21 protein-coding genes and 3 pseudogenes are annotated in these 22897 nt (G+C 65.5%); 9 read left to right on the plus strand and 15 right to left on the minus strand.

Annotated elements, in window-relative coordinates; translation table 11 throughout:
• Position 1: 1 nt before the first annotated feature.
• Positions 2–1219 (minus strand): hypothetical protein, encoded by a 1218-nt coding sequence (locus ACFK0J_RS22560; RefSeq protein ID WP_378730356.1) that lies wholly within the window; start codon positions 1217–1219, stop codon positions 2–4.
• 167 nt (positions 1220–1386) lie between these two features.
• Between ACFK0J_RS22560 and ACFK0J_RS22565 the strand changes: the two genes are divergently transcribed.
• Positions 1387–2004: a TetR family transcriptional regulator gene (locus ACFK0J_RS22565; protein WP_378730358.1), complete on the plus strand. Its 618-nt coding sequence runs from the start codon at positions 1387–1389 to the stop codon at positions 2002–2004.
• Positions 2005–2114: 110 nt separating this feature from the next.
• Here the strand turns inward: ACFK0J_RS22565 and ACFK0J_RS22570 are convergent, their stop codons facing one another.
• Entirely contained in the window at positions 2115–2759 is a 645-nt protein-coding gene (locus ACFK0J_RS22570) for a TetR/AcrR family transcriptional regulator (protein ID WP_378730360.1), read from the minus strand.
• A 105-nt stretch (positions 2760–2864) separates the two neighbouring features.
• On the opposite strand from ACFK0J_RS22570, the pseudogene ACFK0J_RS22575 reads away from it, so the two are divergent.
• A pseudogene (locus tag ACFK0J_RS22575) lies at positions 2865–3200 on the plus strand (alcohol dehydrogenase catalytic domain-containing protein); the annotation flags it as partial.
• A gap of 74 nt (positions 3201–3274) precedes the next feature.
• Here ACFK0J_RS22575 and ACFK0J_RS22580 read toward each other — a convergent pair.
• Positions 3275–3379: pseudogene (locus ACFK0J_RS22580) on the minus strand (hypothetical protein); the annotation flags it as partial.
• Here ACFK0J_RS22580 and ACFK0J_RS22585 point away from each other — a divergent pair.
• The 6 genes and pseudogenes from ACFK0J_RS22585 to ACFK0J_RS22610 all read left to right on the plus strand — a co-directional run.
• A pseudogene (locus ACFK0J_RS22585) lies at positions 3345–3896 on the plus strand (zinc-binding dehydrogenase); the annotation flags it as partial. The pseudogenes ACFK0J_RS22580 and ACFK0J_RS22585 sit on opposite strands and share 35 nt — an antisense overlap.
• 61 nt (positions 3897–3957) lie before the next feature.
• Complete coding sequence (locus ACFK0J_RS22590) at positions 3958–4557, plus strand: ABC transporter permease (RefSeq protein WP_378730362.1); 600 nt, start codon at positions 3958–3960, stop codon at positions 4555–4557.
• 179 nt (positions 4558–4736) lie between these two features.
• The gene (locus tag ACFK0J_RS22595; protein WP_378730364.1) at positions 4737–5120 is read left to right on the plus strand and encodes a hypothetical protein; all 384 of its coding nucleotides are present in this window, start codon (positions 4737–4739) and stop codon (positions 5118–5120) included.
• A 216-nt stretch (positions 5121–5336) separates the two neighbouring features.
• Positions 5337–6683, plus strand: coding sequence for an FAD-binding oxidoreductase (locus ACFK0J_RS22600; RefSeq protein ID WP_378730366.1), 1347 nt, complete (start codon positions 5337–5339; stop codon positions 6681–6683).
• A 27-nt stretch (positions 6684–6710) separates the two neighbouring features.
• Positions 6711–7280 carry an NUDIX domain-containing protein gene (locus ACFK0J_RS22605; protein ID WP_378730368.1) on the plus strand — a complete coding sequence of 190 codons (570 nt, stop codon included), beginning with the start codon at positions 6711–6713 and terminating at the stop codon, positions 7278–7280.
• 59 nt (positions 7281–7339) lie between these two features.
• Positions 7340–8542, plus strand: a complete 1203-nt coding sequence (locus ACFK0J_RS22610) for an MFS transporter (RefSeq protein ID WP_378730370.1) — start codon at positions 7340–7342, stop codon at positions 8540–8542.
• A 12-nt stretch (positions 8543–8554) separates the two neighbouring features.
• Here the strand turns inward: ACFK0J_RS22610 and ACFK0J_RS22615 are convergent, their stop codons facing one another.
• From ACFK0J_RS22615 to ACFK0J_RS22660, 10 genes are all read right to left on the minus strand, one after another.
• Positions 8555–9241 (minus strand): pentapeptide repeat-containing protein, encoded by a 687-nt coding sequence (locus ACFK0J_RS22615; RefSeq protein ID WP_378730372.1) that lies wholly within the window; start codon positions 9239–9241, stop codon positions 8555–8557.
• An 87-nt stretch (positions 9242–9328) separates the two neighbouring features.
• Positions 9329–11164 carry an ABC transporter ATP-binding protein gene (locus tag ACFK0J_RS22620; RefSeq protein ID WP_378730374.1) on the minus strand — a complete coding sequence of 612 codons (1836 nt, stop codon included), beginning with the start codon at positions 11162–11164 and terminating at the stop codon, positions 9329–9331.
• Positions 11136–12953, minus strand: coding sequence for an ABC transporter ATP-binding protein (locus tag ACFK0J_RS22625; RefSeq protein WP_378730376.1), 1818 nt, complete (start codon positions 12951–12953; stop codon positions 11136–11138). The genes ACFK0J_RS22620 and ACFK0J_RS22625 overlap by 29 nt, the downstream gene beginning before the upstream one ends.
• A gap of 57 nt (positions 12954–13010) precedes the next feature.
• Positions 13011–13481 (minus strand): adenosylmethionine decarboxylase, encoded by a 471-nt coding sequence (gene speD / locus ACFK0J_RS22630; RefSeq protein ID WP_378730378.1) that lies wholly within the window; start codon positions 13479–13481, stop codon positions 13011–13013.
• 48 nt (positions 13482–13529) lie between these two features.
• A complete protein-coding gene (locus ACFK0J_RS22635) occupies positions 13530–14522 on the minus strand; it encodes a Gfo/Idh/MocA family protein (RefSeq protein ID WP_378730380.1) in 993 nt (330 codons plus the stop codon).
• A 5-nt stretch (positions 14523–14527) separates the two neighbouring features.
• Positions 14528–15199, minus strand: a complete 672-nt coding sequence (locus ACFK0J_RS22640; protein ID WP_378730382.1) for a PIG-L deacetylase family protein — start codon at positions 15197–15199, stop codon at positions 14528–14530.
• Positions 15159–16430 carry a glycosyltransferase gene (locus ACFK0J_RS22645; RefSeq protein WP_378730384.1) on the minus strand — a complete coding sequence of 424 codons (1272 nt, stop codon included), beginning with the start codon at positions 16428–16430 and terminating at the stop codon, positions 15159–15161. Before ACFK0J_RS22645 ends, ACFK0J_RS22640 begins: the two co-directional genes overlap by 41 nt.
• Positions 16427–17689, minus strand: coding sequence for a nucleotide sugar dehydrogenase (locus tag ACFK0J_RS22650; protein WP_378730386.1), 1263 nt, complete (start codon positions 17687–17689; stop codon positions 16427–16429). The genes ACFK0J_RS22645 and ACFK0J_RS22650 overlap by 4 nt, the downstream gene beginning before the upstream one ends.
• Position 17690: 1 nt before the next feature.
• Complete coding sequence (locus ACFK0J_RS22655) at positions 17691–18698, minus strand: NAD-dependent epimerase/dehydratase family protein (RefSeq protein ID WP_378730388.1); 1008 nt, start codon at positions 18696–18698, stop codon at positions 17691–17693.
• On the minus strand, positions 18695–19390 hold the full coding sequence (locus ACFK0J_RS22660) for a PIG-L deacetylase family protein (protein ID WP_218469465.1): 696 nt from the start codon (positions 19388–19390) through the stop codon (positions 18695–18697). The genes ACFK0J_RS22655 and ACFK0J_RS22660 overlap by 4 nt, the downstream gene beginning before the upstream one ends.
• Before the next feature lie 129 nt (positions 19391–19519).
• Here ACFK0J_RS22660 and ACFK0J_RS22665 point away from each other — a divergent pair, with 129 nt between their 5' ends.
• Complete coding sequence (locus ACFK0J_RS22665; RefSeq protein ID WP_378730391.1) at positions 19520–21016, plus strand: class I adenylate-forming enzyme family protein; 1497 nt, start codon at positions 19520–19522, stop codon at positions 21014–21016.
• Here the strand turns inward: ACFK0J_RS22665 and ACFK0J_RS22670 are convergent, their stop codons facing one another.
• Together ACFK0J_RS22670 and ACFK0J_RS22675 are read right to left on the minus strand one after the other, a co-directional pair.
• Complete coding sequence (locus ACFK0J_RS22670) at positions 21017–21745, minus strand: YqcI/YcgG family protein (RefSeq protein WP_378730393.1); 729 nt, start codon at positions 21743–21745, stop codon at positions 21017–21019.
• Between the two features lie 81 nt (positions 21746–21826).
• The gene (locus ACFK0J_RS22675; protein WP_378730395.1) at positions 21827–22891 is read right to left on the minus strand and encodes a hypothetical protein; all 1065 of its coding nucleotides are present in this window, start codon (positions 22889–22891) and stop codon (positions 21827–21829) included.
• Positions 22892–22897 lie beyond the last annotated feature (6 nt).

A 22897-nucleotide genomic window follows, 5' to 3' on the forward strand; every position in this document is an offset into this window, starting at 1 on the left:
CCTAATCGGACCACCTGGCCAAGCTGTGGAGGTGATCGGCGAGGAGTTGACTCGTGTCGGACGAGTGACCCGAGGTGTCGATGGTGAGTTGGCCTTCGTAGGTCGTAATGACATAGGGGGCAACGGATGTCATCGGATTGTTCGGCATAACGGGCTGGAAGTCTTCGATGGTGAGTTCGGCCGGGGTCGGCAGGTGTGGAATGACTCCCCAATTCGTCGACACCAGCAAGGTCGACAGCAACCCTTCGGGGGTGGCGAAATCCCCTCCGGCAGTGGCGGCGGACATGAACTGGGAGCTTCCGGCGAAGACCGCGCCGGTGGCGACTCCTTCGCGAAGCTTGCCGGTTACCGCTCGGGCCAGTGCGAAAAGGTCGTCGTCGGCCTGCGGGTCCGCCACGAAATAGGCAAGGCCGAGCACATTGGTGCCCTCGGGGTATCCGATCCGCGGGGTGAGTCTGGCACGCAGGTCGACCGGGTAGGTGTAGTGCAGGGCGCCGATGTCGACGCCGCGGCTTTGCGCGGTGGCGGCCAGCAGCGCGGCGGAGACCAGCCCATTGACCGTGGTCCCCTGGCTACGTCCGGCAACGAGGAGGGCAGCGGTGTCGGCGGCGGACAGTCGAGTGCGAACGCGCACGGGTGGACTCGCAGGGGTATCGGCGTCGGCAAGGGCTTTGAATAGTTCCGTCTCCGGCGGGGCGACGGCGGAACCGGTGTCGATGCCTCGTTGATCGAGCAGGTACTCGAGCGAGGAGGGGTAGTCGTGGCGCGGTGGAGCGGCAGGTGTGCCCGAAACGCAAGCGGTATAGCAGTTCCACAGTTCGGATAGCAGGTGTAGTGAGTGGTGACCGTCAGCAATGGCGTGATGGGTCAGCAGGGTGACCGCGGCGGTGTCGTCGCTGCCGCGCACCGTGTGGATCGCCGCGGCCCGGTCGTTCAGTTCGGGTAGTCCGAACAGGGGGTTATCGGTGGGACCGGCTACCTCATCGAGCACAGCGGGTAGTTCCGGCGCGGCTTCGATAGACGGCTGGCTCGTGTGGTCGAGCACCAGTCGGGTGGACAGGATCGGATAGGCCCCGCGCAGGATGTCGAACGCCTGGGACAGCGCGGCCGAGTCGAGCTTGCCGCGAACCTGCGTGCAGTACCCCACGTAGAGCCCGAACCGGAAGTGGATCACCTCGCTCGGCGCGAGCGGGCGAACCAGCAGTTGTGACGACGTCATGAATGGCTCCTTCGACTTCACCGGGGGTAGAGAAGCCTGAAACCGGCCCTTAGCGGCACTGGTAGGGGGAGGTCGGCTAACCCCAGGCTAAAGGCGAATGGCATACTCTGCCATAATGTCTGCATATGCCAAGTAGGTAAGTTCTGTCACTTTGCTAGGCTGGAGTGATGCCGAGCACAGACGCCGCACCGGAGCGCCCGAGTCCGGATCTGCGGGCACGCCGGCGGCGGCAGACCGAGTTGGAGATCCATACGGCCGCGGTAGAGCTGGCCGCCGAGCGCGGCGCGAACCAAGTCACCGTCGATGACATCGCAGTGCGTGCCGGGGTGTCCGCGCGCACGTTCTTCAGGTATTTCGCGACCAGGGACCGCGCTCTCGTCTTCGACCGGTGGGGGTTCAACGTCGCCGTCGGCGAACTGTTCGCGCGCACGGATTCGAACGAGGTGCGTTTGCGCGACGTCGAGCAGGCTTTCGGGAGCGTGCTGGCAAAGATCGACGACGGTCCGGACGTGGCTGCGACGGCGGTTACGTACCAGGTCATCACGTCATCGCCACAGCTGACGGCGGCGGCAACGGCGGCGGCGAACGAGCGGACCGACGGATTGCTCGCGACGATTCCCGCCTCGGCACGCTCGCGGGTGCGGTTCATGCTCGCCATCGCCGGCACGGTCCTGTTCACCGCCTTCACCGAGTGGATCGAAACGGGTTCGCCCACCGGCGCTTCCGACGCACCATCGGTCCTCGACATCTACCTGCGCCTGTGCGATGAACTCGGCACACTCTGAGCGTGACGGGGGTGGGCAGATTGTCCGGTGTCCGAGCTGGTCAGTTGGGGCCTGAGTGCCGGTAAGGGCGACTACCGACAATCCGGATTCAACTGTGGCGTGAGGTCTGGCTAGGGCGCGTCCTTCAGGTGGGCCAGCGACGTGATCATGCGGTCGGCGATGTCCGGTGGCCACGGGAAGGCGACGGTCGACGCGCGCTGGTGCGCCAGCCCGTGCAGGCCGAGCCACAGGCCGATGGTGTCGGCGGGCAGATCGGTGCTGGTGGCCTGGTCGGCGCGGACACAGTCCCGCATCACCTCCGTCAGCAGGCGCAGGGTCACCTCGCCGAGGGCGACCATGTCGGCCTCGGTGAGGGTGGTTTCGTCCAGTGCGGGCATCCAGAGGCCGCCGAACATGGTGCGGTAGCGCTGGGGATGGCGTTCGGCGAACTCCAGATACCCGTGACAGACGGCGAACAGTCGATCTCGCGGGTCGTCGCCCGCCGCGGTCACGGCGGCGCTCAGATACTCCTCGAGCTCACCGAATGCCTGCTGCACGACGGCCAGCATGATCGTCGGCTGGTCGGGAAAGTGACGGTAGATCGAGGGCGCGGCGATCCCGACGCGGCGGGCGACGGACCGCAAGGTCACGGCCTTTTCGTCGCCGGTCTCGTCGAGCAGTTCGACGGCCGCGGCCACGATGTCGTCGCGCAGGCGGGCACCCTCCCCTCGACGGTTGCGGACCCGAGTGGGAGACGCGGTCATGTTGTCTGCCATACCGTTAACTTACACCTGAAAACTTATCGGTGTTACCTCTTGATTCTCCGAACCTAACATGCGTATGTTTACAGCTGTAATCATTCACTGAGCGCGGAGAACGTCATGAACACCACCACTGTCACCACCGAGGTAGTGCTACCGGGGAAGGTCGAAGCCACCGACCTGCTGATCCGTACCCGCAAACTTCCCGCGCCCACCACGGGCCAGGTTGTCCTCCGGATGGACGCGACCGGCGTGTCCTTCGCCGAGCAGCAGATGCGCCGCGGCAAGTACTACGACCAGCCGCCGTTTCCTTTCGTTCCCGGCTACGACGTGGTCGGCACCGTCATCGCCGTCGGCCCCGAGGTGGACGCGGCGATGGTCGGGCGTCGGTACGCCGCGGTCGTCAAGGTCGGCGGCTGGGCCAGCCACCTGCTGATCGATGCCGCGGATCTGGTGCCGATCCCGGACGGCGTCACCGCGGCCGCCGCGGAAACGGTGCTGGTCAACGGGATCACCGCCTGGCAGATGCTGCACCGGACGGCCGAGGTGCCCAGCGGCGCCACGATCGTGGTGCTCGGCGCCAACGGCGGCGTCGGATCCACCCTCGTGCAGCTGGCCCGGCACGCCGGAATCACCGTGATCGGGACCGCGGCACCCAGGCACCACGACACGATCCGCGCGCTGGGCGCGATCCCGGTCGACTATCGCGACCCGGACATGTACCAGCGAATCCGGGAGATCGCACCCGGCGGTGTCGACGCCGTGTTCGACCACGTCGGCGGCGCTGGATTGACGCAATCCTGGGCGTTGCTGCGCAAGGGCGGGACGCTGGTGTCCTACGGCACCGCGGCGACGAAGGACGAGGACGGCAATTCCCAACTGCCAGTACTGAAGTCGCTCGCTCGGTTGGCGCTGTGGAACTACCTGCCCAATGGCAAGAGCGCCCACTTCTACAACTTCTGGGCGGGCAAGCGTCGGCTGCCCGCCTTCCGTAATCGGCTGCGCGAGGACCTTCTCCAGGTGTTGCGGCTGCTTGCCGACGGCGTTCTCGCGCCGCAGATTGCCGCACAGTTCCCGCTGGCCGACGTCGCGCAAGCGCTCGCACTCGCCGAGTCGCGCACGGTCGCGGGCAAGGTCGTCATCACGGCGTAGCCGATCACCACATCTCGAGCACTGTCAGTTCAATCCTGTTCGCACAAAGAGGAATTCAGCCATGGCAACCATCGCCCTCCCCGCCTCGCCCAACTCCGCTCTCGTCCGCGTCGGCGACGTCGACAACCGCGCCACCTACCTCAGCTTCGCGCTCGCGTACCTGTTCGGGCACGGTGCCGCCGCCCTGTCCAAAGGCGCCGATCCGATGGTCAGCCTGCCCGGCTGGCTGCCGATGGCTCTGCTCGGCGTCGGCCTCGCTGTCGGCACCGTCCACGCGACCTCGGCCGCACTGCGCGCTCAACGCGGCGCCGACAGCCCCGACATCTTGTCCGGCAAACTTCTCGGCATCTCCTGGGCCAGCGCCTTCGCCGCCCTCTTCCTCGTCATCACCGGTATCACCTCCTTGCTGGACAGATCCGACCTGCAGACGGTGCTCTGGCCCACCGGCGCCGGTCTCATCGTCGGGCTGCTCTACCTCGGCGAAGGCGCCGCGCGCCGCAATGTCCTGCACTACTGCCTCGGCACCTGGCTCGCCCTGGTCTCCACCGGCGCGCTCCTGCTCGGAACTCCCGGGCTCTTCTGGGTCCTGACCCTCGGCGGCGGTGGTGGCTATGCCGTCGCAACCGTCCTCGAACGCCGCCGCCTCGCGGCCCGCCACTAAACGTTCCACCGCGATCGAAGGAGATTTCGACTGGGGCGCGATCTTCGTCCTGGCGGATCTCGACGCCTACTGGGCGTACCTCCGCCTCCTTCGACCAGCCGCACCATCCGACGTGGCGAAGTCTGGGTTACGCGAGGACACTGAAGCCGTAGCGCCGATTCGTCTCCAGGAGGAACGTGATGGCATCTGACAGGCCTTTTGGGATCGATCCGGAAGAATTCGAACGCGCTTTACGGGAGGTGGGGATCGAATTCCGTGACCTCCTCGGAAAGGCCGGCGGGTACGTCGATCGCACCAGCATGAATACGCTGGCGTCGCTGTTCGGTCAATTCGTTCAGCCGGAGCGCGCGCGACCGCCGAAACCGGAAGAGGAGACCACCGGCGAGACCGGCAGCGGAGTGTGGGTGATCTACAGCATCGATGACGCCGGTGGTGCCAGGGTGGAGCAGGTCTTTCCCAGCGAACTCGAGGCGTTGCGGGCGCATCGCGACAATACCGACGAACGTCGTCGCGTGCGGTTCCTGCCCTACGGTGTCCCCGCGACTGTGCTGGACACGCCCTGATACAGACTGATCGACGCTAGATCCTCTTCCGCCACTCCTGACCCGCCTAGGGCTCGCTCATAGCGGGAGATCTGTTGCTGGCACAACACATCGCCGTCCTGATGCGGACGTCGATCGGTGGCGCGGGTCGACACGCGAGATCTACCATGCGAACACACGCTTCGAACACGAGCGGCCTGGACGGAGGAGCACGATGACCCGAATTCCGGCACCGCGATGACCACCGCATTCGACGGCCTGCCACTCGAGATCGACACTCGCGCAGCGGTTCTCGACCAGTACACGGTAGACGAGACCGGTCGAGCCGGGCAACGGCCGTGCGGAGTCGCGTACCCGGCCGATGTCGACGAGGTAGCCGCGATGGTCCGGTGGGCGCGAGCGACCCGGACGCCGCTCATATCCCGCGGCGCCGGAACCAGTTTGGAAGGCCACTTGCTCGCGCAGGGCAATGAGCTGATCATCGAACTGTCACAGGCGAATTCGATCCTGGACATCTCCCCCACCGATTTCACCGCCACGGTGCAACCCGGAGTCACCCGCACCCAACTGAACACGGCGACGGCGGAATCCGGTTTGCAGTTCACCGTGGATCCCGGCGCCGACGCTTCGCTGGGCGGTATGGCCGCGACCAATGCCAGCGGCACCACCACCGTCCGCTACGGCGGAATGCGCGCGAATGTCCTTGCCCTGCAACTGGTTCTCGCCGACGCAACGGTGGTGCGGCTCGGCCGCGCGGTTCGCAAGTCATCGAGCGGCTACGACCTGAAGGACCTGATCATCGGCTCAGCGGGAACGCTCGGCATCATCACCGAACTCACCGTTCGCCTGCACCCGATCCCGGAATGGCTGCGCTCACTGCGGATTTCGTTCCCCACCGTGACGGCAGCCGTCGACGCCGCCCTGGAGATGCTCGGCGCGGCGCTGCCGGTGAGCAGGCTCGAGCTGGTCGACACACCGGGCATGGCCGCGCTCAACGCGTTCCGCGGCGCCCACTACGCGGAGACACCGGCACTGTTCATCGATATCGAATCGTCGTCGGAACCGGCGGCCACCGCCGAGGAGCACGAGATCCAACGAATCGTGCAGGCCCACAATGCCATCGATATCGCCACCGCACGCACCCACACCGAGCGGCAGGCCCTCTGGGCGGACCGGCACAACCTCTTCTTCGCGCTCAAGTCACGCCACCCGGGAAGCCGCTTTCTGGTCACCGACACCGCGGTCCCCTATTCACAGCTCGCCGCAGCGGTCGACACCGCGACCCGCCTCGGCGACGAACTCGGTTTGGCGATCAGCGTCGCCGGACACATCGGGGACGGCAATGTACACACCATCGTCCCCTACACCGATATGAATTACGATGCTGTGCAACAGTTTTCCGACCGCTTGGTACGACACGCGCTCGCCGTCGGCGGAACCGCGACCGGCGAACACGGCATCGGCCTCACCAAAAAGAAGTACCTACGCGAGGAACACGGCGCGGCCGTCGATCTCATGATCGCGATCAAACGCACACTCGACCCCCTGTGCCTGTTCAATCCGGGCAAGGTGCTCGACACATAGTCCGATGATGCCGACTTGTTCGAGAGCATGGAAAGATCGATACTCGTGGAAACCATCGGAAGCCGCGCCGTGTACGCGAATCCTTGGATGTCGGTGCGCGAGGACACCGTCCGCCGACCCAATGGCGACACCGGGATTTACGGGGTCCTCGACCGCGCCGACTTCGCCATGATCATCCCCATGGACGGTGATCGTCTACACATGGTCGAACAATTCCGGTACCCCATCGCCCGACGCTGCTGGGAGTTCCCCGCCGGGACCCCGACACCAGGCCACCGAACCGACCCGATCGACCTCGCGCATGCGGAGTTACGAGAGGAAACAGGCCTGCGCGCCACGCGCATGACCTATCTCGGCACCCTCGACGCGGCCCCCACCCTGACCGCCCAACGAGGACACGTCTACCTGGCAACCGAACTCACCGCCGGACCACCCCAGCGCGAACCGGAAGAACAAGACATGCGGTCCGCGTGGCTGCCGCGCAGCACCGTCGAATCCATGATCCGCACCGGTGAAATCGCTACCGCGGGCACGGTCGCCGCCTACACCCTGCTGCTCCTGCACGAGTCACCCGCACGGAGTACATCCACCGAGTAATCACCCCGGCAGTTCGCACCGCCGCGTATCCAGCGCGTCGAACTCTCTGGCAGGGATCCATGCGAAAACCGCTGCGGTACTTCCTCGCCGCACGGGCGCTGAGCATCCTCGGCGACCGTGTCACCGACATTGTGTTGCCGCTGGCCGTGCTCGCGGCCGCCGGGTCCGCGGTCACGGCGGGCGTCGTCGGCGCGGCGGCCCAGCTGCCGCAGGTCCTGGCAGCGCTGCACGTCGGCGCCTTGGTGGATCGGCAGGAACGCAAGAGCCTGATGGTGACCGTTGACATCGTCCGGGCAGTCGCGTTCGTCGCGATCGGCGCGGAGGTGCTGCTCGGCGGCGCTCGGTTGGTGCCGCTGGTGTTGCTCGCGCTGGTAACCGGCGTCGGCGACGCGGTGTTCCACGCGGCGGCGAGCAGCTACCTCCCGAGCCTCGCCGGTGACCGAGACCTTATGCGCGCCAACGGTTTGGTGGAAGGTTCGGACGCCGCGGCGACGCTGACGGGACCGGCTGCGGGTGGCTGGCTGCTGCAGTCGCTGGGGCCGTTGGTGGCGTTCGCGGTCAACGCGGGGAGCTTCGTGGCGTCGGCCATGCTGCTGGCCCGATTGCCGAGAAACGTTCCAGCACCCGGGGAATCAGGCGGCGACGAGTCCGTGCTGGCCGGGCTGCGCCTCGTGCGGCGGGACCGGGCGCAGGCTGTGCTGCTGGCGAGCGCGTGCTACCTGCACCTGCTCGCGGCGGCGGCGTTCCTGCCGTTGCTGGTCCGGGCCGACGAAGAGCTACGCCTGACGCCGCTCACGACGGGACTCATCGTGTCGACCGCGGGTGTCGGCGGCCTGGTGAGCAGCCTCGTGCTGGCCCGGTTCTGCGACGTCGCCCGGTGGCCGCTCCTGCTGGCAGTGGTGCTCTCGGTCAACGGTGGTGCGGTCGGCGTGCTCGCCCTGTTCGACGCTCCGCTGTGGCTGGCGGCTACGGTGCTGGTGCTCGACGGCGCATCAGCGCTCGGATTCATTGTCGTGGCCACGATGCGGCAGCGCATCACACCGGATGCCGTGCGCGGGCGGGTGATCGCCGCGAGCACGGCGGCGACGGCCACTGTCCGCATGCTCGCCCTCGCCGGCGCCGGCGCGTTCATCGACCTGGCCGGCCCGCGTCCGGTGTTGTTCGGCTTGGCGGCCCTCGCGCTGCCGTTCGTTGTGCTGCTCGTCCTGCCCGGTTCGGCCCGCTTGGCCGAACCGGCATCAGTCGAATCGGAACTGAAGTGACCGTTTCGCGTATCAGATCACGGTCAGACCCAGTGCGCGGCAAATGTCCGCGGCTTGGGCGGGAGAAATCACCGCTCCGCGCAACTGCCGAGGATCCTTGGCGATGATGCCGCCGAGATCGGCGCCGCGCAGATCAGCGCCGCGGAGCCGGGTTTCGGAGAGGTCGACCTCGCGCAGTTTGCAGTCCACGAAGACGGCGTCGCGGAGGTCCGTGCGATAGAGATCGGCCTCGGTCAAGTCGGATCCGGTGATGTGCACGCCACGAAGTTTCGCCTCGGCGAGATTGGCCAATTGGAGATTGCAGTTCTCGATTGTCAGCGTCACCGCGAGACCACGCAGGGATGTGAGGTCGGTACCGGTCATCTTGCAGCCGGTGAATCGGGTTTCCGCCAGCAGCGCATCGCTGAAACGGGCCTGCGACAGATCGACGTTCTCGAAGACCGCGCTGGTGAGGTCGACACCGCTGAAATCGGTGCGTAAGAAGCTCCCACCGGTGATCGCCGCGTCGTCCAATCGGCAATCCCGGAGTACCGCGTCGTCGAACGTGCATCGGTCGATGACCGCGTCGGCCAAGTCGAGGTCGCTCAGGTCGGCGCCGGTGAAAACGCACTGCCGGAACGTCACCTTCTCCCCATCCAAGGCCGCGAGCTTCTCCCGAGGATCACAGCTCGTGAAATCCACTTCTTCGAACACGTTCATGACTCGACCTCTCAGCTCAAATCCGGCGATTCGACGTTGTCCGCCGAGCACCAGGGCGAACATTCTCGGGCAGTTCAGCTAGTCCGTTCAGGTCTGGTACGCGCGCTGCTGAATCCCATACAGCCGGGCATAGGTGCCGTCGAGCCGCATCAGCGAGTCATGATCACCGACCTCGGCGATCCGGCGACCTTCGACCACCACGATCAGGTCGGCCATCTGGACCGTGGAGAATCGATGCGAGACCAGCACAGTGATCCGGCCCTCCGCACCCGCCGCCTGGGCAGCCCGGGCAAAGCCCTCGAACAGGCTGTGTTCGGTCTCCGCGTCGAGGGCAGCCGTCGGTTCATCGAGCACCACCAGCAACGGGGCGGTCCGCATGAAACCGCGGGCCAGAGCCAGCTTCTGCCACTGACCGAAACTGACATCCACTCCGTCCGGCCAGCGCGGCCCGAGCTGTGTAGCCAACCCCGCCGGTAAGTGCGCGAGCAGATCGTCGGCACCACCGCGCTCGACAGCGGCCCGGACAGCGGACTCGTCGTCCATATTCCGCAGATCACCGATGCCGATAGCGGTCCGGGCGGCGAACTCGAACGTCGCGAAATCCTGAAACGCCCCGGCGATTTGTCGACGCCATTGCGCGGTATCGATCTGATCGAGTGGCACCCCGTCGATCTCGATGGTGCCCTCGGTGGGCGGGTAGAATTTGGTCAGCAGCTTGACCAGCGTCGACTTGCCCGCCCCGTTCTCCCCGATCACGGCGACCACCGAACCCGCTGGCAGCGTGAGGTTCGCGCCGACCAGCGTGGGTGTCGCGGCACCCGGATATCGAAAACTCACCTCGCGCAGGGTGATTCCGTGGCTGATCCGCTCGGGCGCGGGCCGGGCACCGGCCGAGGCGACCGCCCGTGCGTAGTCCTCCAACCACATGAGGCGGCGCGCCGCGTCCAGGAACACGCCACGGATGAAGTCGATCTCGCCGATAGCCGCCGAGACATAGTCCGACATCTGGATGCCCGCCGACAGCACCAGCACCACCCCTGCGGCGGGCGCCTCCGCGACCTCGACCACATAGAACAACATCAACGCGTAACCGAGTCCGAATACCGCCCAGGCACCCGCATCCCAGCCGGCGGAGACCGCTCGTGATCGACCGATGGGCCGGTACCACCTGGCCCATGCCTCCGCCCGATCCTTGACCAACCGCGGCCCGATCCCGGCCAGCCGGACATCTTTCGCCGCCGCCGGTGTGGTTGCGAGGTCGAACAGGTGATCGGCGAACCGACTATGCGGGGCGACACTCTCTTCGACGCGGCGCTCCACACCGGGCCGCAGCGCGGCCGTCACCATTACCGGAATAGCGAAGACCAGCAGCAACGGCAGCAGTGGGTCGACTGTGCTGAGCAGCAGCATGATCATCGCCAGCTGGAAGATCCACACCGCGCTGATGACGATCGACTCGTACAGGTGGTCGACCATGTACACCTGCTTGCGCAGCACCGCCAGCCGGTCCAGATACTCGGGCCGCTCGTGGTGTTCGATCGTGTCGATCGAGGCGAACAGCCGCGCTACATGGGTTTCCAGCGAAATCGTCAGCCGATCACGGAACCGGCGCCCCGTACGTTCGGCGGCGATCGTGAGCAGCCAGCTCGCGCAGGTGGACAGCGCCATGGCACCGAGGGCGACGAAGATCAGCACACCTCGGCGCTGCACGGCTCCCGCGGTCAGCATCCCCAACCACACGATGGTGAGCGGCCGGGGAACAGCCGCGAGAACCTGGACGGCCAGCGACACGATCATCAGCCGCGGCTCGAACCGGTAGCACAGTTTGATCAGCCGCCACATCGACGCCGGGCCACCGGGCAGCGCGACCTCCGAATCCGCCTCCGCCAGCACATCATTCGAGTACGAGATACTGCTCACCATCCTCGTTGTATTCGGTGGTGAACCGGCTGGCCTGCAAGTCGAACATCCGCCGGTAGTGCCCGTCGGCGGCGATCAGCTGGTCGTGGTTGCCGAACTCGGCGACCTTCCCATCGACCAGCACAGCGATCTGATCGGCCATCCGGACCGTGGAGAACCGATGCGAAATCAGCACCGTGGTCGTGCCTTTGGTCTCGGCCAGCAATCGGGAGAACACCGTCGCCTCCCCCGAAACATCCAGATTGGCGGTCGGCTCGTCCAGAATCACGAGCTGCGCCCCGGAGCGGACGCCACACAGCACGCGCGCGAGGGCTACCCGCTGCCACTGCCCGCCGGACAGGTCCGTCCCGCCGACGTAGCCCTTCGCCATGGGGGTGTCGAGATCGATGATGTGGTCCGCGCCCGCATCACGCAGCGACGCGCGAATCTCGTCGTCGGTACACCGGCCCGCGGGGTCGACATTGTCGCGAAGGCTCCGTTCGAAATGGGCGAAATCCTGGAACACGGCGGCGATCCGGGTACGCCAGGATGCCACGTCGAGATCGCGCAGGTCGATGCCGTCTATCAGTATTCGGCCGCCGGTCGGATCGTAGAACCGGCACAGCAACTTGGCGAGGCTGGTCTTTCCCACGCCATTGGCTCCAACAATCGCGAGCGACTTCCCTGGTGGTATGCGCAGATTCAGCCCGGAATAGACGGGGCTTTCCGACCGGGGATAGCTGAAGCTCACGTCATCCAGCTCCACCGCGACCTGTCGATTGGGCACCGTGCGCGCACCAGCGGAAAGGTGACCGGCGGGCCCGAGCAGCGGCTCGAGCTGGTTCACCGCCTGCACCGCGGTTGCCGCATCGTCGGCAGCCCAGCTCAATCCGCCGAACGCCACCCACTGCACGCCGACCGCCAACTGGACAGCCGAGATCAGGTCCTGTAACGGCCAATCCCCCGCCAGATAGCGATGTCCCATGAGGCCGAAGACCACGATGTTGCCCACGATCACCAGGGCCGCGGCCCCGAAGACCGACCGTTCCCGCAGCCGGGTCGCCAGGTATTGGGCGTCATACAACTCGAGCCGCCAGCTGGCGAACCGCTCCACCACCCAGTCCGGCAGGCCGAAAAGCCTTACTTCTTTGGCGAATTCGGGCTCCATGGCCAGCTCATACGCGTAATTGGCATGCTGCCGAGTCAGATTGACCTCGGTAGTGTTGCGGTCCTTCCACACCGAACTCTCCCGCAACAGCCAATGCGTGGAGGTCCAGATCGCTACCAGGGCCAATGCCGCCCACCAGCTGTACACGGCCAGGGTGAGCGCCGAAACGACGCCGACGAGAAACCGGTGCAGTGAGCCGCGCACGAAGTAGATCGCCAGATACAGCGGTGGACCGCTCATGCTGCGGTCGACATCGCGGATCGCGGCGAGGTCCGGGTGTTCCAAATGGGCCAGCCCGGCAGGCGCCACGCTGGCTCGCATCTGGCGGTCGTTCAACCAATTCGCAAGCCGCGAGCCGAGACTCATACTCACCACGGACTCGGCGTGCGGCAGCACCTGCATGAGCAGGAAGCACACCCCGAGCGCGATCAGGGCCGGCGCGAGCTGCCCGCCGTCCGGTGCGCTGATTCGACCGATCACCCGCCCGGTGAGCACCGCGAAGACCGACGGCAGCACAGCACCGACGATCAACAAGCTCCACCAGGCGACGGCGAGAATCGGCAACGCTCGCCACAGCGCGACGAACAATTGGAGCATGGGACGGCGCGCGCCAACCGCGGTCGGAGCTGCCGTTTCTACTTCCACTTGGTCACCATGGTCAGCACTTCAGGCACTTTGCCGTAACTTCCCCGCGAACGTCCATCACTCAACCTCCGACGCAGCCGCTCGCGAATCCGCCGGACGAGTACCGCCACGCTGGATCACCTCGATCCGTACGGTGCTGGGCGACAACGCTTCTCGCAGCAGGTCGACCGCCTTGGTAGCGCCGTCACCGATGCTGCCGCAGGTGAAAACGTCGACGAAGATGTCACCCGATTCCGGATAGGTGTGGATCGAGGCATGCGACTCCGACAGCAGCGCCACCACGGTGACACCCTGCGGCTCGAACTTCTTGTGTGCCACTTCGCAGATGGTGATACCGGCGCCCAGCAACGATTTTCGGAGCGCCGTGTCGAGTCGTTCGAGGTCGTCGCAGAGGGCTGCGTCGACACCACCGAACTCGGCCAGCACATGCCGACCGGTGAATTCTGCCGTCATGGCAAACTCACTCTCGCCTAGGGGGATGGCAGCCGGCGAAGCCGGCGGGGCGGTTAGGTTCAGCGCCACTGACATACGCGGTCAGTGGCGGAAACCAGGGAAGCGGATGCCGCCGGTGCCTGCTCATAGCCAGCAACGCGGCGAGCGAACGATTGTCGCGACCTGCCGGGCCGAACTCTCGATGTGTTCTATCGCGGTGACCACCCGCCCGGCGTCGGTGGCCTTCCGCAGGTCCGGTGTGCCGCGAACCCCGGCGATGAACTCCTCGAGTGCGAGTTCGATGGGGGTGCCGTTGCCGGACTTCGCACTGCGGGACAGCAGCGTTCGTCGTCCGTCCCGGAGCAGCCAGGCCGACAGGTAGCGGTCGGTCTCCGCCAACTGGAGGCTGCCGCGTTCCCCTGCGATAACGAAACCCCTGCGTTTGGTGCGGCTGATCCAGCAGGCGTGCAGTCGCAGGGTGATCGCCGACGGTGTCCGTCCGGTGAGCGCTACGCAGCCCGCGACCTGACCGTCCATCGTTTCCCGACACTCCTCGACCGCCAGGCAAGGCTTGTCGCCCTCCCCCAGTACGCCGAGCCGCACCAGTATGGAGATGTCGTGTATCGCCAAATCCCACAGTGCGTCCACGTCGTAGCGGACCGGGCCGTCGGCCGCACGTTCCACCGCTACCGCGACCACGTCACCGATCGCCTTGTCGGCCAAGGCCTTTTCCAGCGCGGCGACCTCCGCGCTCCACCAGTACTGGTGATCCACGGTCAGCATGAGATCACCGTCGCGCGCCAGACCCAGCAGTTCGGTGGTGTCTCGGGTGGTCACCGTGAACGGTTTTTCGGTGAAGACATGTTTGCCCGCGCGCAGCGCCTGCCGGATCGGTTCGATGTGTGCCGACGCCGGGGTGGTGACGATCGCCGCTTCGACCTGCGGGTCGGCCAATGCGGCGGCGAGGTCGCTCCCGCCGGGCAGCGCGGTGGGCCCGGTGAATCCGTCCTCCCCGAATCGGGCATCCACGACGCCGACGATCTGGAGTTTGTCCACCCGGCTCGCGATATTGAGGAAGCGCGAACCCCAGTATCCGTAACCAACCAGGATGGCTCTGACCGGCTGGGCGTTGACCACGACGGTCACCTTTCGATTTCGCGGATGAGCAAGAACGGCTCGGCTGCCGACGTCCCGATGACCGAGCCCCACAGCTCTGCCGACGCTTGGATCGCCCGCGCGGACCGCGGGTGCGGCCAATCCCGGTTCTCGGTGTCGTAGCAGGCGAAGGCGCGCAGCTTCGCGTCGATTTCGGCGCTGATGTCCACGAACCAGGTCGGTGTGAAGGTGCTCTCCGGCGCCGGGGTCCATTCGTTGCTGGACATCGGGGCGTAGGTGAGGAAGCGGCGGATCCGGCTACCCGGCCGTGGCCGGGCAACGACGGCGACGGACTCGAAAACTGCTCGGTGGTCGCGGTTTACGTCCGGGTGGACGCTGTAGACGGTGTCCGGTTCGGTCTGATCGACGGCGTCCGCGACAACCTGGTTGATCTCGACATGAGCGATGGTGTCCAGCCGCATGTCGGGCAGTCCGCCCTTTATCCAGTTGCGCACCCCGAGCGTTTCCAGTGCGGCCTCGGCCTCCAGGTACTTGCGTTCGATGATGTCGGGACGGCCGGGATACTGCGTGCTGCTGCCGTCGGTCACCCAGACGACCGTGACTTCGTCACCCTGCTTCACGTGGCGCGCGATCGTGCCGCCCATGCCCAAGATCTCGTCATCGGGATGCGCCGCTACGACCAGTACTTGTTTCGGCATGGTCGGTCCTGCCCTTCCGTTCTCGGTGAAGCCGATCCAGCAGCGCGTCGACCGGATCGCGCTCGGCGCGCATAGCAGTGCTCGCGGCGTGTAACCGCTGTTTGATCATGTCGTTGCCGATGGCTTCGTCAACAGCTCGGAAGAACTCGTCGGTACTCGGGGCACTGCCCAGATCGATGCCGAGTCCTTGTTCGGCGAGGGCCGCGGCATTGCGGCGGCCGTCGGGCCATTGCGTCATCATCACCGAGGGCACCGCGCCGCGAAGCGCCGCGATCAGAGTTCCCATGCCGCCATGGTTGACCGAGACGTCGGCGTAGCCGAGGACTTCGCGCAGGTTGGCCCGCGAAACGATCCGGGTGCCCGGCCCCGAGCTGAGCCCGGGAACCCGACCACCGATCATGAGCAGGCGATACCGGCCCTGGTCGGCACGGTCGAGGAACTGCCGCAGTTGATCGGGAAGGGTTCTGGCCCAGCCGTCTCCGAGGGTGCAGACAACGACAGGTACCGGACTCTCGGCGAGGAACTGTCTGGTCGGCTCGTCGAGTTGGTGCCGGTCTGAACCGTAATAGTCGGGGTATCCGACGATCTCGAAAGTCGGTGGGATGGCCGGAGGTAGCGTCGCCAGTGGCGACGCCGTCAGCACCAGCCCGCCTGCCCGGTCCACCCTGGCAAACGTGGTGGTGTCCGGCGCGGGGTCGAGGCCGATTTCTCGACGGACCTCGGCGATACGCGGCAACGCGAGCCGGTCGACCAGCTTCGCCATTCTTTCGTCCGATCGGGAGCGCATGCCGCTGGCCGCTCGGGTATCGAAGGTGGCGGGCACCGACGCACCCAGGAACGTCGATATCACTGGGACGCCGAGCATTTCGCCGCCCAGGCTCGCGCCCAAATGGTTCGAGGGCGCCACGATCGCCTCGGGTCGTGGCGCCAACCGCCCCAGCGCCGCGACGAAATGCGGTGCACTGCGCAGCGATGCGTCGAAGTAGAGCCGGTGCGTGGCCAACTCGGTACTCGGCGTTGCGGGACCGACCGGCACGTTCTCGAACACGTGCGCACACTGGCTCCCGGTGTGCACCAGATGGAAATCGAGTCCCGCCTCCTCGATATCGGATTCGTACTCGTCGTATTCCAACACGATGACCCGATGACCGCGCTCGACCAGGGATCGGCCGATGCCGAGCAGCGGGTACAGATCGCCGCGAGTTCCCTGACCGAGTAGGGCAATGTTCACCGGCCACCACCGATGGCCGCCGCGACATTACGGGTGTCGACGATCGGCGCGGAACTATTCCTCAGCAATGTCCAGTCCACCGCGTCGTGCGCGGTGAGGACCACGACACAGTCGTAGCCGGTGACGGTTTCGGCCGTGAGCGGGACCGACCGCAGCAGACCGGTTTCCAGTTGCAGCACCGGAACGTGCGGATCGTGATAGCTCGCCTCGATCCCGGCCTCGAGCAGTGCGGCCAGGATGGGGATGGCCGGTGACTCACGGACGTCGCCGATGTTCGCCTTGTAGGCGACACCGATCACCAGCACTCGCGCCGGGTGCGAACCGGCGAGCTGCTGGTGAATTCGGCCGACGATGACCGAGGGTCGCGCGTGATTGGCGGAGATCGCCGAGTCGAGGACCGGCGTGCCGACATCGTGGGACTTGGCGAAGTGCGAAAGATAGCCCGAATCCACCGGGATGCAGTGGCCCCCCGCGCCGGGACCCGGGTCGAAACCGTAGAAGCCGAACGGCTTGGTCCGGCAGGCATCGCTGATCTCCCACGGATCGAGACCGAGCGAGACGCACAGCGCTTCGTGCTCGTTCGCGAAGGCGATATTGACCAGCCGCCAGCTGTTTTCATAGAGCTTGGCCATCTCCGCGGCATACGTGCTCGACATCGGCCGCACGTCGTCCACCACGGTGCGGTAGAACTCCGTCACCGCCTTCAGGCATTCCTCGGTGCAACCGGAGACCAGCTTCGGAATGTTCTTCATCGTCCAGTTCTGGCTGCCCGGGTTGATCCGTTCCGGCGAAAATCCGACGAACAGATCGACACCGGGCGTCCAACCGGCTTCGAGGAAGGGCGGCAGGAAGATCTTCTCAGTGGTCCCCGGATAGGACGTGCTCTCCAGGATGACCACCGCGTTCGGGGTGACTACCGAGGCGATCGCCTTCGCGGCTTCCTCGATATTGGACGTATCCGGTAGCCCGGCGTCATCCAACGGCGTTGGCACCGCGACGATCCAGAGGTCCGCGGCAGGAGCGCTCTCGATGCTGGTGTACAGATCGACCAGGCCGTCCGCGACTGCCCGGCGGATATCGGCCCACTCGTCGGGACTGCGTCCGTTGGTGTCGGCGCGAAGGTCGTCGACGCGGCGCAGGTTGTTGTCGATCGCCGCGACTCGGTGGCCCGCCGCGCTGGACGCGAGACAAATCGCCACCCCGACGTAGCCGACTCCGACGACATTTACTGAAACTACTTCTGCTGACGGCACAGCCATGTCAGACCGATCCTCCGACCGACGTTTCTACAGGAGCCTCGACAATGGTTCGAATCACTGTTTCCAGTGGGGTGGCACAGGCACCGCCGACCAGCCGGCGCAGCCGGGTGGTGTCCGGAACTCGTCGCCGGATATCTCGCGCACCGCGGCCGTGGACGTGGTCATAAGGCTCGTGGCGAACCGTGGACGATGATCCGGTCAGCCGGATCACCAGCGCGGCCAGGTCGCTGACCGATGTTTCCTGGTCGCTGCCGATGTTGATCGTCTGTCCGTACGCGGCCGATGTGGTGAGTGTCGCGACGATTGCGCGCACCACGTCAGCGACGGCGCTGAAGCTGCGGGTTTGTTTGCCGTCGCCATGGATGGTGATCGGCTGATTGTCACGGGCCCAGCCGATGAACCGGGGAACCACCAAACCGTATTGGCCGGACTGGCGCGGTCCGATGGTGTTGAACAGCCTGCCGATCACGACCGGCCCCCCGGTGCGGCGCGCGTACTCGTTGACCAGCAGTTCGCCGACCCCTTTCGCGAAGGCGTAAGAGGACCGGGGATTGGCGGGTGGGGCGATGATGATGTCGGCGTCCTCGGCGAGCGGCAGCCGGTCGGAATCGCCGTAGATCTCGCTGGTGGAGGCGAAGAACAGCGGGACGCGGGTGTCATCGACGACCGCGAGCATCGTTTGGGTAGCCCGTATCGCGTCGAGTACCGTCTGTTCCGGATTCTGTTCGACGTACATCGCGCCGACCCGCCCGGCGAGATGGAAGATGTGCGTCGCTCCGGCGGCCACCGACCGGGTGAGCCGCTCGTCGAGCACCGAGCCCTCGGTGAATTCGAAGTCCGGCGAGAGCAATGGCCCCCGAAGGTTCTCCAGCGTGCCTGCCGAGAAGTCATCTATTCCGCGTACTCGCCAGCCCGCGGTCAGCAGGTACTCGACCAGATGGGATCCGATGAAACCCGCCGCACCGGTGACCAGCGCTGTTTTTCGGGAAGCGGAATTCGGCGCGGTCATGTCAACACCTGCGTGAGTTCCGCTGGCGCTATCGATGACCTCACCAATTGAAATGCCTCACCATATCCGCAACTCGCCTGGCTGCCCCGGAATTGCGCGAGACCGGTCAATGCCTCGCTGGACCGCGGGCCCGGAAAATGCGCGTGCCTGGACGGCATCTCACCGAACGCCGCGAGCTTGGCTTCCAGGGATTCGGTGATGTCCACCGTCCAGTGCGGATTGAATGCGGGCTCAGCTCCGGGAACATTCCAGTAGGTTTCGGAAATCGTCTCGTACATCGCCGTCAGCCGGATTTCGCGGCCCGCGCGGTAGGGCCGGGTGGCCACCACAGCCGATTCGAACGTGACCCGATGATCGATGTGGCGGTCCGGAAACGGCAGCAGCACAATGTCGGGCCGTACGTCGTTCATCACCTGCTGCATCCGGCCGTTCAGCTCCGCGACCGGGACCTGGTTCACCGCCGTAGTGGGGTAGTCGAAGAAGATGGATTCACTGACGCCCAAGACCTTATGGGCGCGGCGCGCTTCGTTCTGGATCATGGCGCGGTCCCCGGCCGCGAACACCGGCTCCAGCTCGGAACACACGGTGACTACGGTGACCGCGGCGCCCGCGCGAGCAAACAACGCGATCGTTCCGCCCGCACCGAGGCACTCGTCGTCGGAATGAGGAGCAACTACCACTACTTTCGTCAAGGATTATTCTCCCTGCTGCCTTTCGGCAAATCTGATGGGCTGTGAAGATACTCGGCTGACTTGTGAAGATACAAGGAGATTTACGTATGCTCCAGAGTCGTCATCGTCCCGAGGTTATTGGAGTATCTGTTGAATGTCGCCGAATCCCTTCGCCGAGCCAACCCAGCGTCGACGGCCGTGTCCGGCGCGGACGGCTCATGCACTTATGGGCAGCTCCTTGACAATGTGACACGACTGTCGTCCGCGTTCCGCCACATGGGTCTCACCCGGGGCGACAGAATCGGCGTGGTGCTATCCAACACGACGGTTCACATTCTCACATATTTTTCGATAACGGCCGGAGGATATGTCGTCGTCTCATTGAATCCAAAGTCGACGGCCGCGGAAATCACCCGCGCATTCGAATTGACCAGGCCGAATGTCGTCGTCACCGAAGCCGCCGCGCTACCCCAGGTGCGTCAGGCTCTGTCGGCCCTGCCGTACCCGGTCCGGCTGATCAGCGACAAGCCCGTCGACGGCGTCTCGTCCGTACCCGAGCTGCTCGAAGCGACACCGACCGGCGCGGCGATCGCCGACATGCGCACCGACGACCCGGCCTCGATCATGTTCACCTCAGGCAGCACCGGCCGTCCGAAGGGTGTCGTGCTGACCCACGCCAACGTGATCTGGGCGGCGCAGGCGAAGGCGTCCCGGATGCAGCCGACCGCACAGGACGCCGTCGTGCTGATATCGCCGCTGCATCACACGTACGGCCAGAATGCCGTGCTCAACGCGGCCTTTTCCGGCGGAGCGGCCGTGCTGCTGCTCGACCCGCGCCGTCGGCGGCAGTTGGTCGCGGATCTGGCCGAGTACGGGGTGACCGCGCTGCCGAGCGTGCCCGCCGTGTTCCAGCTGCTGCTCGATCTCGGTGCCGATAAGAGCAGCCTCCCCCGGCTCCGCTACGCCCTGTCCGCCGCCGCCCCGCTCCCCCGGCAGGTCACCGAGGAATGGGTGCGCAGGTTCGGATTCCCCCTGCACGAGGGGTACGGGCTCACCGAGACCTCGCCGTGCGCGCTCTACAACGATCAGCAATCCTCGGCACCCGGTTCGCTGGGGAAACCCTATGAGGGCGTGCGAACCAAGATCGTCGACGAGGCCGGCGCCGAGGTACCGACCGGGGAGATCGGCGAACTCCTGATCGCCGGCCCCAACGTCATGCGTGGCTATTTCGAGGATCCCGTAGCCACCGCCGAGGCGATCGTGGACGGCTGGCTCCATACCGGCGATCAGGTGAGCCGCGACGAGCACGGCGACTTCTGGCTCGCGGGCCGGAAGAAGAACATCATCATCGTCTCCGGTGCGAATGTCTTTCCCGCCGAAGTGGAATCGGTACTGCGCGGCCATGCCGCGGTGGCCGAGGCGGTGGTGGTCGGTCGGCCGCACCCGGTCGTCGGCGAGACCGTCGTTGCCCTCGTCCAACTGCGCGATTCCGACGATGCCGAGGTGGCCGCCGAGCTGCGCGACCTGTGCAACCGGGAACTCGCCGCGTACAAACGGCCGTCATCGATACGAATGATCGACTCGATTCCGCTACTCGCCTCAGGCAAGCCGGATCTGGAGCAACTCCGGCGCCTCGCCCTCGACTGACTAACCATCGCGATGCCGAAACGGGCAGGTCTGCCCGTTTCCGTCATCGCCGTCCGGCAGAAAGTACTGTCGCCACTCCCGATTGTCCGGATCGCCGTAGTCGCCGAGCACCCCGGGCGGCGGCTCCCGACGATCGAACTCGCGCAACCGTTTACGGATAACCCGCCGCGCCGCCGCCCCACGCGGCGTCGCGGCATCGATCTCCTCGAACACCCAGCGCGGTTGGAAGGAGATCATGAAGGTCGGGCTGAATCGGCTCCGGCGCGAAAGGTGCGCTGGTGTATTACACACCACGAACAGCGGGGTTCCGCCGAAGCTGAATTCCCACGTGGGGTTGTCGGTGTCCCGCGGTATCTCGGCGGGCCAGGTCGTCTCGTCGCGCCCGTGCAAGAACTGCAACACCTCCCAGAACCGCTGCCGATAACGGTCCAGATCGGCGACCGGCCCCGAAGACCCGAAGAACACGATCAGTGCGGTCTCCCGGTCGATCTGCCGGTAGACCCGCAGATATTCGGTGAGAATGTCCGGCAGCGCCGCCCATGTCCGGTCGTCGTCGACGTCGTCGACGAATCCGAAACGCAAGGTGGACTTGCGGACCGCGGACACCGCGAAGAAACACGGGAACGGATCCGCTCGGGAAGCCAGGGTGGTCTGGAGGTCTTCGATGGCCGCCGTCCCCCAGCTCGGTAGCCTGCCGATCACCTGGGTGAGCGGGTTCTCATTCGACAACAATTGATGCTCCATAGAAAACGGAGGAGACCGTGGCCACGAACGATCGAGCCACGGTCTCGGCGAATCTGGAGGGCAGGATCAACCCGAGAAATAGTCCTCGAGCCCGCCGCTACGGCGAATGTCGAGCGTCACGCAGTGGAAGCCGCCGCCGAGGCTGCGACCGTGCCGCCACCGGCACGGGATCGGGGTGAATCCGTGTTTCTCGAGGTCCCGCATCAGCGGTTCCTGAATGTCTTGGACCACCACGTGTTCCTGGTCCAGCGAGAGGACATTCATCCCGATTGTTTGGGATGCCAGCAGCGGGACACCGTCCTGGGCGATCTCGAGCGGGCGATCCAGCCACGAGTATCGAATGACATCCCAATTCCGCATGGGCGCGGGCAGCAGATCGATGTCGACGGTGTCGCGGGCGAGTAGAACACCTGGACGCAACGGCAATACCTCGCCGTCGATATGCGTGTCGGTGATATTCGTGAGGTGCACGCGGTATTCATCACCGAGGTGTTGCTTGAGCCACCGCGCCCCCATTCGGTGGTTCTCCGACGAGGCGTTGAACACCAGGTCCCGACCGAGCCGCATCACCTGGGCGCCGTCGAACATGATCTCGTAGAACGGTTGCTGCGGCTCCTCTTCCTCGAACCCCAGCTCCCGCAGGAAACCAGTGTCGAAGTTATGGTCCAGCAGGCGTGACTTCGGCGCCACCGTCCACTTCGCGCCTTTGTTGAAATACTCCGTGAACAGCTCTTTGTAGAGTTCGGGCTCGAAGTAGCGGGCACGCATCATCGGCGAGGTCTCGATAATTTCATTGCCGATCACCAGAAAGATGTCCCGGCTCATCAGCGCATGCCCCATCGGAGCTTTCCAGTACGGCGACTGCACAACCGGAACCTGCTCGGAGACTTCCGGCCGCCGGACCGTCACCCGGAAGTCGTCCATGATCTTTATCAGCTCGGCGATGTCCTCCAGACATTCTTCCTTCATCTGGTTCGACGGGCGGACTTTCCGCATATCGCCGTCGGTGTTGATGGTCGACCGATTCGTGTGGAAGAAGATTCGGAATGAGCGGTCGTTGTGGTAATCGAGGTGATAGGGGGTCCCGATGACGACTTCCTCCAGTGGGTCCCATTCGTTATGGGTACTCACTGGGCT

The sequence above is a fragment of the Nocardia brasiliensis genome, from assembly GCF_042691675.1.
Lineage (GTDB): Bacteria > Actinomycetota > Actinomycetes > Mycobacteriales > Mycobacteriaceae > Nocardia > Nocardia brasiliensis_D.